This window comes from Pedobacter sp., from assembly GCF_045628745.1.
Lineage (GTDB): Bacteria > Bacteroidota > Bacteroidia > Sphingobacteriales > Sphingobacteriaceae > Pedobacter.
On sequence record NZ_JAZQPU010000062.1, the window covers coordinates 1 to 16,002 of the forward strand.

At 42.1% G+C, this 16,002-nt stretch carries 10 protein-coding genes; 1 reads left to right on the plus strand and 9 read right to left on the minus strand.

What is annotated here, in order from left to right; all coding sequences use genetic code 11:
- Both ACR2F7_RS02790 and ACR2F7_RS02795 read right to left on the minus strand, forming a co-directional pair.
- Positions 1–750, minus strand: a 750-nt coding sequence (locus tag ACR2F7_RS02790; RefSeq protein ID WP_432712088.1) for a PIN domain-containing protein, incomplete at its 3' end; no start/stop codon positions are given.
- 612 nt (positions 751–1,362) lie between these two features.
- Positions 1,363–1,839: a hypothetical protein gene (locus ACR2F7_RS02795; RefSeq protein ID WP_432712089.1), complete on the minus strand. Its 477-nt coding sequence runs from the start codon at positions 1,837–1,839 to the stop codon at positions 1,363–1,365.
- 328 nt (positions 1,840–2,167) lie between these two features.
- Here ACR2F7_RS02795 and ACR2F7_RS02800 point away from each other — a divergent pair, with 328 nt between their 5' ends.
- Positions 2,168–2,809 (plus strand): DUF6266 family protein, encoded by a 642-nt coding sequence (locus ACR2F7_RS02800; RefSeq protein ID WP_432712090.1) that lies wholly within the window; start codon positions 2,168–2,170, stop codon positions 2,807–2,809.
- A 3-nt stretch (positions 2,810–2,812) separates the two neighbouring features.
- On the opposite strand, the gene ACR2F7_RS02805 is transcribed toward ACR2F7_RS02800, so the two are convergent.
- The 7 genes from ACR2F7_RS02805 to ACR2F7_RS02835 form a co-directional block, all read right to left on the minus strand.
- Positions 2,813–4,855 carry a prolyl oligopeptidase family serine peptidase gene (locus ACR2F7_RS02805; protein ID WP_432712121.1) on the minus strand — a complete coding sequence of 681 codons (2,043 nt, stop codon included), beginning with the start codon at positions 4,853–4,855 and terminating at the stop codon, positions 2,813–2,815.
- A 279-nt stretch (positions 4,856–5,134) separates the two neighbouring features.
- Positions 5,135–6,694 carry a RagB/SusD family nutrient uptake outer membrane protein gene (locus ACR2F7_RS02810; RefSeq protein WP_432712091.1) on the minus strand — a complete coding sequence of 520 codons (1,560 nt, stop codon included), beginning with the start codon at positions 6,692–6,694 and terminating at the stop codon, positions 5,135–5,137.
- Between the two features lie 55 nt (positions 6,695–6,749).
- On the minus strand, positions 6,750–9,965 hold the full coding sequence (locus ACR2F7_RS02815) for a SusC/RagA family TonB-linked outer membrane protein (RefSeq protein ID WP_432712092.1): 3,216 nt from the start codon (positions 9,963–9,965) through the stop codon (positions 6,750–6,752).
- 158 nt (positions 9,966–10,123) lie between these two features.
- On the minus strand, positions 10,124–10,465 hold the full coding sequence (locus ACR2F7_RS02820) for a LiaF transmembrane domain-containing protein (protein ID WP_432712093.1): 342 nt from the start codon (positions 10,463–10,465) through the stop codon (positions 10,124–10,126).
- A gap of 101 nt (positions 10,466–10,566) precedes the next feature.
- Positions 10,567–10,845, minus strand: coding sequence for a hypothetical protein (locus tag ACR2F7_RS02825; protein ID WP_432712094.1), 279 nt, complete (start codon positions 10,843–10,845; stop codon positions 10,567–10,569).
- Positions 10,846–10,967: 122 nt separating this feature from the next.
- Positions 10,968–12,503 (minus strand): RagB/SusD family nutrient uptake outer membrane protein, encoded by a 1,536-nt coding sequence (locus ACR2F7_RS02830; RefSeq protein ID WP_432712095.1) that lies wholly within the window; start codon positions 12,501–12,503, stop codon positions 10,968–10,970.
- Positions 12,504–12,535: 32 nt separating this feature from the next.
- A complete protein-coding gene (locus ACR2F7_RS02835) occupies positions 12,536–15,754 on the minus strand; it encodes a SusC/RagA family TonB-linked outer membrane protein (protein WP_432712096.1) in 3,219 nt (1,072 codons plus the stop codon).
- Between the last annotated feature and the right edge of the window lie 248 nt (positions 15,755–16,002).

Consider the following 16,002-nt stretch of genomic DNA (forward strand, 5'->3'; position numbering starts at 1 on the left):
CATGGCTAGCGCCTGTTCTTCATTTTTAGGTTGTATTTTAAACATGCTGTGCTTGTCGATGCGGTACAGTGAATGCTTCTTCACATCAAAATAAGCAAGCGCATTTTTCTTTCCACTTTTGAGCGTATAGAAATGGTTGCCAGCGGTGAAAGGTAAATTAAGATTGCGTGCATCAATACTGCCGCTCTCTTTCAGTGCTGCAAAAACATGCTCAGGAACTTTGTTCAGCGTTGTTTTGCCCGTGTAAAGCTCCTCTACGTTTTTAATTTTACCCGTTTCATAATCTTCAGCATTCAGGTCGAGCGATTTTGCTTTCAATCGGAGGCAGATATCCTTAGACACCAGGATCACCTTTTTTTTGGGAAACTCCTCCTTGAGGCCCAGGGCAGCATTTAAAATGCGATGGTCAAATTTCCCGGCACCAAAAACAACTTCGGCATCTACTTTTCCGCCGGGCTGGTCCATCACTACTTTAAATCTTCCCCCCTTACTTCCCTTAATGGGCATCCACACATTCATAATCTGATCGCCAGAAGCATTGTCCATCACCCGGATAAAACTTCGTGCTTCGGCATTGCGGGTTTCATTGCCATTTTTCATGTTGTCTAACTCTTCCAGCACCTGGATGGGGATGGCAACATCATGTTCCTGAAAATTGTTGAATGCATTATGGTCGTAAAGGATAACAGAGGTATCCAGGACAAAAATCTTTTTCTTCGTTGCTGGGGAGGATTTTCGGACTTTACTCATGATCCTTAAAATTAGGGAATTTTATTAAGGAAAAGATGAGCTGTCCATAAATAATGAAACCGGAGTTCCGCCTCGTTCGATTTGGTTCTCCGGTTTCGCTTTCTTATAGCCGTAGCTATAAATAAACATCAAATTTTTGTGCCGCTAACAACTATTGGTATGCCTGATCTTTTCAAAACAGTATATACACTTTATCATCATTAAGCTATAGTTCATTCCTAAGAACCCTCGATAGCTTACGATTTCTGATTTGGATACAGTTATTTCACCAGATTTCGCAACCGGGTTACTTTAAGCTCTTCTTCAAACTAGGTTTGAATTGGATGCCTGTTGATCCATCGAAAAATCCTGATTGTTTCAGCCCATAGGCTTAATCCATTTCATGGATGATTTTCTTTCAGATTGTCAAGGTACTTTTTATTTGATAGATCTAATTTACAACATTTTACCTATACTTGTCAAGTGTTTTTTAATATTTAATTTCAACAAGTTATACACAGATAAAAGTACAGTTACCAACGTTTATCCACCTGTTTTCCTTTAGTTATCCACAGAGTTATCCACAGTATTCTAGGCTCATCTGCTCACCATTGCATAGCGCCGTTTTTTAAATTACGGACAAGTGGTAGTGGTGAAAGTAAATTTACTCTTGTCAAAGCGGATGGGTACGCTTTTAACAAAGTATGACCTGCCTAAAGTTGTTTCTATCTGCCCAACACCCAGGATCAACGAATCACCCTTCTTTAAAAAAGCCAAAGGATTTTTATAAACTGTAGGATTATCGGCACCTACTTTAAAAGTATAATCAACAAATAAAGTATCACCACTAAATTTCCCCTTTACCATTCCGTCGTTTTTGCCTTTCTCCACATAATCAATCACCAGGCTTCCTTGTACCTCGCCATTGCTGAGCGTTTTAATTTTTAAATCAGCCTTGTCGTTAGAATCAATGGCAGCAAAGCATTCCTGCCTGGCTAAGGAGTCCATTAACGCGGCATCTTTTGCTTTCTTAGCAGTATCAGTATTTTGACCACAGCCATAAACCAAAGGTATAGCCGCAAGCAGGGTATAAAAAAATGTCTTTTTCATTTGAGGAGGATTTTATTTGAGATGGTGATGAAATTGTTTATAGGAGTTTAAGTTACAAAAATTTAGTGACTTAGAAAGAAAATTTAGGTATTTGTAAATTAACTAACAAACATTAGTTTACATATCCTTTAGAAAGCCTTTGTAGGGCCTTCATAGGGCCTTCTTATATCGAATTGATAGCTAAACCCCTTCTGAATGCCGGCCTAACAATTAACCAACAATAAAATAATTATTATTTTTATATTGTTTTGTATAAATTTGTTTCAATATATTTACCATACGATAACAAGTCGATACAATTAATTAATCATTTAAAAATAATATCATTATGGGAACTTTAAAAAACGGAGTTTTTGGAGGCGTGAATGGCAGTGTTGCCAACCTGGTTTCTTATCAGCTCAATGGGCAACATGTTATAAGGTCAAAACCGCAGCCTAAAAAAAAACAACCTAGCAGAAAGCAATATACCAACCAGGGAAAATGGAAATTGACGACAACTTTTATCAAAGGGATGGATGGTTTTGCCAAACCAGGCTTGAGCCCCTTTGCAAAGGGTACCACCTTAAACTGGCATAACCTGGCGATGAAATTTAATAGACTCCATGCAGTGAAAGGAAATTACCCTGATTTAGAAATAGATTACTCCAAAGTGGTGTTGAGCAAAGGACCTTTATTGCCCGCTGAAAATCCGGCTGCACAATGGGTGGAGCATGGTTTGAAAATTACCTGGGATAAAGACAGCACCCTGGGCTGGCCGGAAATGAATGACCAGGTGATGCTTTTGGCATATGCCGTAGGACAGAAGAAGTATTTTACGGTGCTCAACGGGGAGAAAAGAAGCAATGGCTGGGATACCATTGAAATCCCAGCCAATTTACGACATGATCGTTTTGAGCTTTACTTGTATTTTATTGCAGACGACAGGCTTCAGGCTTCAGACACCCAGTATATCGGTTCTATAGAGGGCTAAAATTTATTGATAAGACAAGCCCATGTTATACAACAAAAATGCCCATTTATCTGCCGTTTCTTCAATGGCTTTATCAGTAGGTTTTCCAGCACCGTGTCCGGAATTAGTTTGAATACTGATGAGGACCGGTGCCTCACCTGCCTGACAATCCTGAAGTGTTGCGGCAAACTTAAATGAATGCGCCGGCACTACCCTATCATCATGATCTGCTGTGCTGACCAATGTAGCCGGGTATTTAACGCCTTTTTTCAAAGCATGCACCGGAGAGTAACGATAAATGTATTCGAACATTTCTTTGGATTCCTCTGCTGTGCCATAGTCAAAGCTCCAGCCTGCACCAGCAGTAAACTTATGGTAGCGCAACATGTCCATTACACCTACCGCAGGCAGGGCAACTTTAAATAGTTCTGGTCGCTGTATCATCGTAGCACCTACCAGCAAGCCCCCGTTAGAGCCACCCATGATAGCCAGGTAGTCTTTAGCGGTATATTTCTGGGCTATCAGGTATTCTGCCGCAGCAATAAAGTCATCAAATACATTTTGCTTTTGCAGCTTGGTACCGGCAAGGTGCCATTTTTCGCCATATTCTCCACCACCACGAAGGTTAGGAACCGCATACACTGCGCCTTGCTCCAGCAACACCAATACCGAGGTACTAAATGCAGGGGTTAAACTTACGTTGAAACCGCCATAGCCATATAACAAAGTTGGATTTTTACCATTGAGCACTACTCCTTTTTTATAGGTGATGATCATAGGTACTTTGGTACCATCTTTAGATGTATAGAAAACTTGTTTTGACTCATATTTAGCTGGGTCGAAGGCTACATTTGGCTTTTTATAGACCTCAGATTTACCACTATTAACAGAATACTTAAAGATGGTTGTTGGATAAACGTAAGAAGTAAAAATAAAATACAATTCTTTTTCGTGTTCCTTACTGCTGAAACCACCGGCAGTACCTATGCCGGGTAAGGCAATTTCATGTTCTAATTTCCCATTTCTATCAAATTGCAGCACCATTGATACCGCATCTTTAATGTAATTGGCAAAGATCTTACCCCCACCTGTGGAAGGACTCAGCACATCTTTGGTTTCTTTAATCAGGTCTTTCCAGTTTGCTACCCCCGGATTTGCCGCATCTACAGTCACAATCCGCCCGTTAGGTGCGTTTAAAGTTGTATAAATATAAAGCTTCGAGCCTACGTTATCTATAACACTGTGGTCTTTATCAAAGTTACTCACCACTGGAATGATAGCAGAACCCTCTACCGACAAATCTTTAATATACAACTCATTACCAGAAGTAGAGTTGGCCGCAGAGATCACCAGGTAACGCTCATCTTCGGTTAAACCCGCACCAATATAACGACGCGGGGTTTGGTCGCCACCAAAAATCAGCTTGTCTGTTTGCTGAGCTGTACCTAGCTCATGGTAATAAAGTTTATGGTATTGTGTTAAGCCACTCAGCTGACTGCCCTCCGTAGGTTTGTCGTAGGTACTATAGTAAAAACCTTTATTGCCATGCCAGGCTATTCCAGAAAATTTAATGTCTTTTAAAGTATCGCCAATGATGGTTTTATCTGCAGCCTTCATCACCACAGCATCGTTCCAGTCTGAACCTCCTCCAGATAAGCGATAGGCCACTAAACTGCCATCCTTAGAAAAATCGACTCCAGCCAAAGAGGTCGTTGCATCTTTACTGAAGGTATTTGGATCAAGGAAAACCTCTGCAGCAGCGCCCTCTTTCTGGCGATAAAGGATGCTTTGGTTTTGCAATCCATCATTTTTGTAATAATAGGTATACTCCCCTTCTTTAAAGGGCTGCGAAAACTTTTCATAATCCATTATTTTCGTCAACCGTGCTTTAATGGCATCGCGGTAAGGAATTTTAGATAAATAGGCTTGGGTAACTTCGTTTTGTGCTTTTACCCATGCTTTGGTTTCTGCTGAACGGTCATCCTCCAGCCAGCGGTAGGGGTCGTTAACGACAGTTCCAAAATAAGTATCTGTGATGTTTTGTTTTTTCGTTTCTGGATAGCTCATTGTGCTTAGTTGTGGTGTATGACTACTTTGTGCCATCACAAAAATAGGAAAGATTGCGACAAGAATAGCCAGGTACTGTTGAAGTGATCGATACATCATTAATTAGGTTTTAAATGTTTGCAGAATGTTTGATGAGAAGGGCTAAAGGCAGAATGAAGATATACAAAAAAAACCAATAGCCCAAGTGCATTACACTGGGATATTGGGTTTTCATTTACTATACATTAATGTTTACAGCACCACAATTGAATGTTTAAAGTACCTCAAGGTTAAAGTAATTTAGTCAGGATAACCCGGATTTTGCGGTTTAAGATTTGGGTTATTCTGCATTTCCTGTCTCGGAATAGGGAAAAGTAAATGTTTCTCCTGCAGTGCCTGGTTGGAGCTTTTGTTAACGTGGCCCACAAAATTATCGAAGCCATTGGTGGTTTCATTATACACTTTTCTTAACCGTACCATATCAAACCAGGTAATCTGCTCATAACAGAGCTCATGCCAGCGCTCTTTCCATACGGCTTCACGAAAGGTATTTTGCGTGTAACTGCCAATTGCAGGAGTAGCCAGCTGGGCACGGTCACGGATTCTTTTGAAAGCATTATAAGCTTCTGCCGTAGGACTGCCTGATTCATTTTGTGCTTCAGCGAAAACCAATAAAACCTCTGCATAACGAATTAAAGGAACATTGAGATTGTTATTTCTGCTGCCGGCCACACCAGAAGTTCCATTGGCAATGACATTAAAATGCTTAAAAATATAAGGAGCACCCATTTGAAACAAGGCCCCATTGCCGTTGGTGAAATAGCTGGTATAAAAATAACCTTCCCTGTCCTTAGCCCTTAAATCTCCAGGCTCATAAGAATTATAAAATGACAAGGTAGGCACTGTACTTCCAGTACCCGTTGGACCATTGAAGGTGACCGGCTTAAAGTTAGGATACATATTATCCATCGGGTTGCTAGCCACTATAGAATTGTATTGTAGCATCAAAATATGCTCTTTTTCATTCTTCAGGGTTTCCTTGTGCACATCATTATAGTTGTCAAAAAGGTTGATGACTGCAGGGTTGCTATTGGCATAGGTAACCACCTCATTGGCTTTATCTGCAGCCAGCTTATAGTGTGATGCCCCTTTGTTTAAAGGCTGCCCCGCCATGGTGAGGTAAACAATGGCCATTTCTGATTTCACAGCAGCCAAAGAAACCCTTCCTCTTTTATCCATCCACGGCAAGCCTGCCTGCTCTGCAATGGTCAGGTCTGAAAGAATCAGGTTATAGACATCCTCTTTAGGTGCACGTGGGGGAAAAAAGTCTGGTGAATTTGCCGTTTGCGGCAAGGTAATGATAGGCACATCGCCCCAGAGCCTAACGGCATAAAAATAGGCCCATGCACGGAGGAAATGTGCCTCCCCAAGGATGCTTTTCTTTTGCTCTTCATTCATCGGCGTAATGCCCGGCACTTTTTCAATCACGAGGTTAGCTTGTGAAATGACCTTATACACGCCATTCCACCAATTGATGACATGGCCCGTATTGCCATCATGGATTAAACCCAAGAGGTTGTTGAGGTCAGAATTCTGTGCCGTTTCCGTACTGGCAGTACCAGTTACAGCCTCCAGAAGTTGCCAATTGGAGGAGAAGATACCGGCACCATCACCAATAAAACGGGCATCAGCATAGACCGATGCTACTGCTGCTTCCGCATGTTCAGGAATCGTATAAAAGCTTTCCGGGGTTAAATTTGAGGGATCCTGTTCGTCTAAGAACTTTTTACAACCAGGCCCAAACAAGAGCATTCCACACAGGAATACACTGCTAATATTTTTTATGATCGTGGTTTTCATCTCTATATCAGTTATTTATTAAAGCGTATGGGATACAACAGGCATAAACAGGAATTTAGAGTCCTACATTTAAACCCACCATGAAGATTTTTGGACGCGGATAGCTGTGCCAGTTCATTCCCTGGGAGAAAACATTATTGGCGTCAGTGGCATATCCTCCTGTTGGTGTGGCCTCAGGATCTCCCTGGAGTTCATCTTTGGTGATCAGGAAAAGATTCTGGGCAGATACATACACCCTCAGCCTGCTTAAACGCATTTTTGTAGCCACAGCATTAGAAAAAGTATAACCTAAAAGCAGGTTTTTACCACGGATAAAAGAAGCATCTTTAATCCAGTGGGTATCCACATTCGTTACATAACCTGCACGGGTATCCCTGATTTCAGCAATGGAGGTATTCTGATTTTGCGGTGTCCATGCATTTAAGACAGTGGCATAACTGTTGGCCAAAGACACCCTGTCTTCACTGGAGTGCGTGGTCATGTCCATCATGTCGTTACCAATGGAGTATTGAAGTTCAACGGTAAAATCCAGCTTCTTGTAACGGAAAGTATTGAGGAAAGCACCCCAGGCATCAGGACTACCATTACCAATAATCATCCTGTCGGCATCGTTAATGGCATAATCGCCATTCACATCCAGGTATTTTACATCACCCGGCAAAATGGTTTTACCATTACGATAACTGACAAACTTGGCTGCTTCTTCTCTTTCTGCCTCTGACCAAATGCCTAACCTTGTTAAACCCCAAAAGGAACCCGCAGCTTCGCCAATTCTGATGATATTGGTTGGATTGGTGAAGTTTGGTCCGCCGATACCAAAAATATCTGCCGGTGTAGCCAAAGAGAGAATTTTGTTCTTGTTGATGGAAATATTGAAGGTAGTGTTCCATGAAAAGTTTTCTGAATCAAAGTTCTTGGTGTTGATGCCCAGCTCCAAGCCCTTGTTTTCCATAGACCCGATATTTTTCCTGATGGTGGCATAGCCACTTGTGCGGGGCACTGGCGCATCTAAAAGCATATCTGTAGTTTTTCTATAGTACAAATCTGCTTCAAGGGAAATTTTGCCCTTAAACAAACCCAACTCCACACCAAAATCACTTTGGGTAGTTTTCTCCCATTTCAAATCAGCATTGGCAAGCCTGTTGACTCCAGTACCGACCACCCTGACATCATTAAAAACAGTACTATAAGTAGAACTTAACAAGGATAAAGACGAATATGGCGGTATTTCGGAGTTACCTGTTATCCCCACACTGGCCCTGACTTTTAAGTTAGAGATAATGGTTTTATCCTTTAAGAATCCTTCTTCCGAGACTCTCCATGCCAGGGCTGCAGAAGGGAAAAAGGCAAACTTATTGTTCTCTCCAAATTTAGAAGAACCATCTGCACGACCAGTAGCGGTGAACAGATATTTGTCTTTTAAGCTATAGTTAATCCTGCCAAAATAAGAGTTTAAAGACTGCCGAGTTTGGTTAGAACCTACCTGTGGATTTAAGCTACCCGCACCTAAGTTGTTGTACAGGAAGTAATCGGTAGCAAAGCCTCTTACCACAGCACTGATGTTATTGAAAGCACTTTCTTGCCATGACAGACCGAGTAAACCTGTAAAGGAATGAACATCTTTAAAGCGCTTGTTATAGGTAAGGAAGTTTTCTACCGACCAGAATACCTCTCTACGGGTTCTGGCGGCAGCATTACCTTGTTCAGAAATATTTAATGTACGACTGGTAAATTCCTCATTCTCCTGGGAGATGACATTGGCACCAAGGATGGTCCGCATTTCTAAATCCTTGGTGAAGGTAATGCTGGAATATAGACTACCCAAGGTAGTTTGCGTATTAAAAAGATAACGACTGTCTTCAAGGCGATGTATTACATTAAAACGGCCTTCGGCATTGGGGTAATCCCTGTTATCAGCATAAATACCATTATCGTATTTTACCGGTAAAAAAGGAAAATCTTCTACAATACTTCGCGCTACCTGGTCACTTTGATCCACCAGGTTTTCATCTTGTTTGGTATAACTCAAGGTACCCCCTACTTTAAGCCATTTTTTCAGCTGGTCATCAATAGTGAACCTTCCGGAATACCTTTTCAAAAAAGATGTTTTAATCAATCCCTCGTCATCACGATAGCCCAGCGAAAAAGAGTAGGATGTGCGCTCATTGCCCCCACTAAAGCCCAGTTGATGGTTTTGTGAAAGCTTATGCTGCGTAGCTTCTTTAAACCAGTCGGTATCATAAATTGGATTTCCACTGCTGTCGAATAACCGTGGATCTGTTCTTGCCAGGGCAGGATTTCTGGAAGCATACCTGCCGGCAGCCCATCCCTCGGGGTCGTACTTTGCCATGTTCTGATAAGCAAGGTCTTCGACCGCCAGAAATTCTTTGGCATTTAATACCTCAGCAAAATTAGGGCCTATAGAAGGGACACTGAAATCTGCATTATAGCTGATTCTGCTTTCGCCAAGTTGTCCGCGTTTTGTGGTAATCAAGATGACCCCGTTAGCACCTCGGGAACCATAGATGGCCGTAGAGGAAGCATCTTTTAAAACCTCTACAGAGGTGATGTCATTGGGGTTGATGTAATCTATTGCCTGACTGGCCTGTGCCTGGTTACCCATGGGCAGCTGCACCCCATCCACCACATACAAGGGGTTGTTAGATGAGTTGATAGAGCTAAACCCACGAATCCTGACGTTGGCTCTTCCACCCGGACGACCGGAATTACTGTTGACTTGCACACCAGAAATTCTGCCTGTTAAGGCTTGATTTAGGGATGCTGCAGGGCGTTCCTGCAATTCTGCTTCTTTTACAGAGCCCACAGCACCGGTTAAATCTGATTTTCTGGCCGTACCATAACCAATGACAACGACCTCATTGAGCGACTGGTTGTCGGGCTGCAGGGTGATATTTATTGTTGTTTGATTGCCCACCGTTACCTCTCTGGATAGGTAACCTGTATAACTGAACACTAAGACGGCAGACGTGGACGGAGCCTGCAGTAAGAAATTACCATTGCCATCTGTGAGGGTACCCCCTTTTTGGCCTTTAATGGTGACTGTAGCACCAGGCAACGGTTGCCCACTGTCGTCTTTAACAGTTCCTTTAATTGGAATGTCCTGGTAAACCACCGTTCCATCTTTACTCATACTTGTTGCTGCATAGGTGGTATTGGATGCAATAGCGAGGTAAAACAGGCATTTGCAAAACAATACAGCTGCGCTTTTCTCAAGCTTCCACCTGAGAAATTCAGAAAATCGTTTTTTCATCGTAAATGGTTTTATTTGGTTAGCGTCGTTACTTAAATATCCTAAGAAACTCCGTAAGTAACAACACTTTTACAAAATATAAATAACTTTAAATTGAAAATAAAAAATTATAAGTTATTTATATTTTACCATTACAAGAAAACAGTTTACTTTAGCGATTATTTGCCGATATCTTTCGTCGACTTAGCTGGTTTTAACAGTATGTATAAACCAACGGTTATTAACACTAAGGCCGGCATGAAAGGCGACAAGAAGTAAATTAGCACACTGTTAAGTGTAAATAAGGCACCAAAGATGACCAGTAGGATCCATCCCCCGGCAACAAAATCTTTTTTATACCCTAACCACAAGCCTATAGTAAGCATAATGGTATGCCAGCTCCAGATCCAGTGTGGCATAGGGATTCCAGCATTATTGATGATTGAAATGATACCAATGGTTAAAAGAATTGTACCGATGGTGAAATAGCGTTTTGATTGATTGTTGTTTAAGGTTTCCATGATCTTTTTTCTTCAAAACTACCGCAACAGCCATAGCAATGCTATAGCTAGCTGGTATGGAGCAGGAAACCAACGGTCAACAGGCCAAAATAACCGGTTAATTATTTACGCTGTACAAATTTATGGAAGGTACTTGTTTCCCCATTAGCCTTTTTATCCTGAAAGAGGAAGTCAAGCTCTTTATCTTCAAATTCTTCAAAAAACTCGTCCCAGCTCACTTCATCGAAGTTATTGCTTTGGCTATGTTTAGGAAAATGTATCCTTAACACCCCTTCATCACCGGTTTTATCGGTGCCTTTTATTTTTGAGGGAACACCTTTTCTTTTTTCCACCCATTCTTTGATGGTTTGATGATCATGGGTTTGATTTGAAGTACTCATGGCTTAAGCTTAAAATTGAGATATTGAACCATTATACAACTAACCCACAGCTAAATAGATTGTTTTTAAAAAGGCTGTTCAACAATAGAACAGCCCTTTATTTTATACCTCCAAAACTTTAATTAATAACCCGGATTTTGAGGGGTCAGGTTTGGATTGTTTCTAATTTCTGTTGTAGGCAATGGAAAGAGAAGGTTTTTTTCGGAGAGTTTGATGGTAGGATTATCAGGGAATGCATGACCAGCAAAGTCGTCAAACCTATTTGTGGCTTCGTTGTACACTTTCCTCAAGCGCACCATGTCAAACCAGGTAATCCCTTCATAACAGAGCTCATGCCAGCGCTCTCTCCATATGGCCTCTTCAAAAGCTGTCTGGCTTAAACCTGCAAGTGGTGCCAATTCTGCACGTTCTCGAATGGCATTTACAGCGGCGTAGGCCCCTGCATTCGGACTGCCATCAGCCCGGTTTTGTGCTTCTGCGTAGACCAATAAGACATCAGCATAGCGGATTTGTGGCCAGTTTAGATCAGACTGTGTAGTGCCCTCTACGCCTAGTGTGCCGTTAGCCACAATATCAAAATGCTTATAGATATAAGGTGCATTTAATTGTTTTAAAGGCCCATTGCCACCGTCATAATAAGAAGTATAAAAGAAACCCTCCCGGTCTTTTGCCCTTAAATCACCCTCTTCATAAGATTCATAGAACTGTCTGGTAGGCACTGTAGTTCCAATTTCATCACTGTAAGCAGAAACATCTTTGAAATTGGGTAATAACAGCTGCTGCATGGGGTTGCCTGCAACCGTAGCCAGGTACTGTATTTCAAATATATGCTCTTCCCTGTTTTCCGTAGTCAGGCTGTGCAAATCCATATAGGAATCAAAAAGCCTGAAGCCACCATTGTTGATGACATCTAATGCTTTGTCCCTTGCCAGGACATAATGTGATGCCCCTTTATTAAGTGGCTGACCGGCCATGGTGAGGTATACTTTAGACAATAAAGATTTTACAGCCCCCATGCTCACCCTTCCACTTGCATCTTTCCAGGGCAAGCCCGCCTCTTCTGCCTGTGTTAAATCTGCTACTATTAAATTATACACCTCTTCGGATGGTGCTCTGGAGGGCAGGAAATTCTCTGATTCTGTGGTTTGTGTGGTGCTGATTAAAGGCACATCGCCATATAAACGTACCAGGTAAAAGTAAGCCCAGGCACGCAAAAACCGGGCTTCTCCCAGTACTTGTGCTTTACGTATTTCATCCATCGGCGTAATGGCGGGAACTTTGTCTAATACCAGGTTACACTGAGCAATTACACTGTACAGGCCAATCCACCAATTTCTCACCAATAGGTTGTCGCCGTTATACTGCAACCCTATAAGGTTATTCAAGTCTGAATTTTGGCCTGTTTCTGTTCGCGCTGTTCCTGTTACGACTTCCAGCATTGAAAAATTAGCCACAAAAATTCCGGCTCCTTCACCAATAAACCTGGTTCGTGCGTAGGCAGCGGCAATCGCAGTCTCTGCATGTTCAGGAAGAGTGTAATAGGTGTCGGGAGATAAATTGGAAGGGTCTTCTTCTTCCAGGAACTTTTTGCAACTGCTTCCAAAGATCAACAAGGCCGATAAAAGGAGAATCTGTAGCTGTTTATGATAGAATTTCATGATCGTTACATTTAAAATAAAGATTCTGTAAACTATAAGCCAATATTTACACCCAGTAAATAAGTTGTTGGCTTAGGGTAATCAAAAAATGTTTGGCCCTGGGCAAAAGCATTTGAGTAGGTGGTTACCTCCGGATCGTTTCCCCTGTATTTTGTAATCAGGAAAAAGTTCTGCACACTTGCATATACCCTTAAGCGGTCTACCTTCAGTTTTTGTGTAATATTGGGTGCGAAAGTGTAACCTACCAGCAAGTTTCGCCCCCTGATGAAGGATCCATCCTGCACCCAGCGGGTGTCTACATTGGTGACATATCCTGCTCTGGTATCACGGATGGCAGCAATCGGCGTATTTTGGTTTTGTGGTGTCCAGGCATTCAGCACAGTTTTATAGCTGTTGGCAATGCCCACCCTATCTTCGGCAGAGTGTGTACTCATATCGAGCACATCGTTGCCATAAGAATATTGAATATCTAACAGCAGCTCGAAATTCTTATATTTAAGGTTATTGGTTAAAGCGCCCCAGCCATCGGGGTTACCATTACCGATAATCATGCGGTCGGCGTCGTTAATAGCAAAATCACCATTCACATCCAGGTATTTAATATCGCCGGGTAGCAAGGGTTTACCCCCTCTATAATTATATTTGGCAGCCTCTGCACGCTCTGCTTCACTCCAGGTGCCCAGGCGTGTCAACCCCCAAAATGAACCTACTGGCTCACCGACCCTGATGATACCTGTTTCATTGGTGAAACTCGGATTTCCCAAACCAAAGATATCTGCCGGCGTTGCCAGTTCGAGTACTTTATTTTTGTTCAGCGAAATGTTAAAACTGGTGGTCCAGGTAAAGTTGTCATTGCTGATGTTGGTGGTATTTAGCGTCAGCTCAAAACCCTTATTTTGCATGCTCCCTATGTTTCTGGTGATGGAGGTATAACCACTGGAAGCGGGCACAGGTGCAGCAAGCAACATATCTGTTGTTTTGCGGTAATAATAATCAGCCTCCAGGTTAATCTTGTTGTGAAATAAGCCAAGCTCCACACCTATGTCTGATTGTGCCGTTTTTTCCCATTTCAAATCAGGGTTTGCCAACCTATTGGTACCTACACCAGTAATCCTTGTATTGTCGATGATTGCTGCATAAGCAGTATTCAATACCGGATAAACGGTTCCCAATAATGATAATGAAGCATAGGTGTTAATTTCGGAGTTACCGGTAACACCATAACTACCACGGACTTTTAAATTAGAAATAATAGGATGATCTTTTAAAAAGTCTTCTTCAGATGCTCTCCAGGCAATGGCGCCAGACGGGAAAAAGGCATATTTATGGTTTTCACCGAATTTAGAAGAACCATCTGCACGACCAGTTAAGGTAAATAAATATTTGTTTTTATAGGTATAGTTGGCCCTGCCGAAATAGGAGTTAAAAGCAAACCTTGACCTGTTGGAGGTGCCGGGAATTGGTCTGCTGGCCGATCCAATGTTATTGGTGCCAAAATAATCGGTAGAGAAATTCTCTGCAGCAACATCGAAGCCATAGATATTGGTTTCCTGCCACGACAACCCTAAAGTAGCATTGATGTCATGATCGGTTTGAAAAGTCTTGTTATAGGTAAAGTAATTCTCAAAAGACCAATACGTTTCCCTGTTATCAGCAATAACGGCCCTACCATTCTGGTCAAAAGAAATTCCATATAAACTTCTGCCATTATATTCAGTACGGTTACGGGTTACAATATTGGCTCCTAAGACACTGCGGAGCTCCAACCCTTCCATCAGGTTAATATTGACAAAAATGTTTCCTAGGGTATTTTGTGTCTGTAAGCCATACTTCCTATCGCTTAAAATATGCACAGGGTTTGAGCCACCTTCTGCACCAGGGTAATTTTGGTTGTCGGCCCAGGTGCCATCAGGATATTTGACCGGTAAAAAGGAAAAGCTTTCAGTGATCATACGGACGGCATTTAAGCCACCAGTACCAATGTCTACCAGGTTCTCCTCCTGATTGGTATAGTTGAGACTACCGCCAACCCTTACCCATTTTTTAAGCTGGCTTTCCATGGTAAATCTACCAGAATAGCGCCTGAGGAAAGAGCTGCGCAATAAACCATTGTCATCTCTGTAATTGAGGAACAAGCCAAATGTTGTTTCCTCATTACCACCGGTAAAGCCTAACTGGTGGTTTTGCGATAACTTATTTTGCGTGGCCTCTTTAAACCAATCGGTATTGTAAAGGGGTGCGCCATTGGCATCAAAAAGCAAGGGTAAAGACAGCCTTTTGATGCGGGGATCTACATAATTACCTGCGGCAAATCCTGCTGGATCGTAGATAGCCGCATTTTCATAGGCAAGGTTTTCTATATCTACAAATTCCTGTGCATTGAGCATCTCCAGCCGGTTTGGTCCTATGGTTGGCACACTGAAATCGACATCATAAGTGATCCTGCCACCTTGAGAAGTACCCTTTTTAGTGGTGATCAGGATTACCCCGTTGGCACCACGAGCACCGTAAATAGCGATAGAAGATGCATCTTTTAATACTTCTACTGAGGCAATATCTCCAGGGTTGAGAAAATCTATAGCGTTAGAATTTTGCGTTTGTGTACCCACAGGCAAAATAACCCCATCGATAACATATAAAGGGTTGTTGGTGGTGTTGATGGAACTGAAACCCCTGATGCGCACATTGGTTTGTCCACCCGGGCGACCGGAATTGGAGTTGACCTGTACCCCTGCAATACGGCCAGATAAAGCCTGGTTGAGCGATGCCGCCGGTCGTTCTTGCAGCTGTTCCTGCCTCACTGAACCTACGGAACCTGTTAAATCAGATTTACGACGCGTACCGTAACCTACAACCACAATATCATCCAACACCACTCCTGAGGCTTGAACCATTTTAATACTTAAAGGCGTAGCACCACTGCCTGCAGGCCGTGACTGCGTAGTGTAACCTACGGAAGTAAAAGTCAATACTTCCTCCGGACTATCAACCTGAATGCTGAACTTTCCATTGTTATCGGTCACAGATGATCTTCCGGTCTTAGCGGATTTGATACCTACACCTGGCATGGGACTGGATTTTTCATCCAATACAGTACCACTAACTGTGATTTGTTGCGTTGCGTTTTGAAAAATTGAATGACTTGCAGCACCGGGATTGATGCTGACCTTTACATCGCTATGTGCAAAAGCTTGATTTCCCATCAACAAGAGCACAGGAATACCTGTACAAAGTAAATGTTTAATTTTCATGCGAATACAATTTGGTTTTGAATGGTGATGAAGCATTCATCAACTCCAAATCACTGTTTTAGCAAATTGCTCAGCTGACCATACATCATCAGTAATTAATTATCTTATAAGAAAGAGGTAGACTATACTACAAGGGGGCTCTAATAGGTTACTCGTAGTAAGCTGCTGTAGAGATTTGTTAGGTTTATATATGATTAGAAGAAAGAGGTGGACTCCGCTGTTGATTTGGTTATATTAAGTTCGGAAAC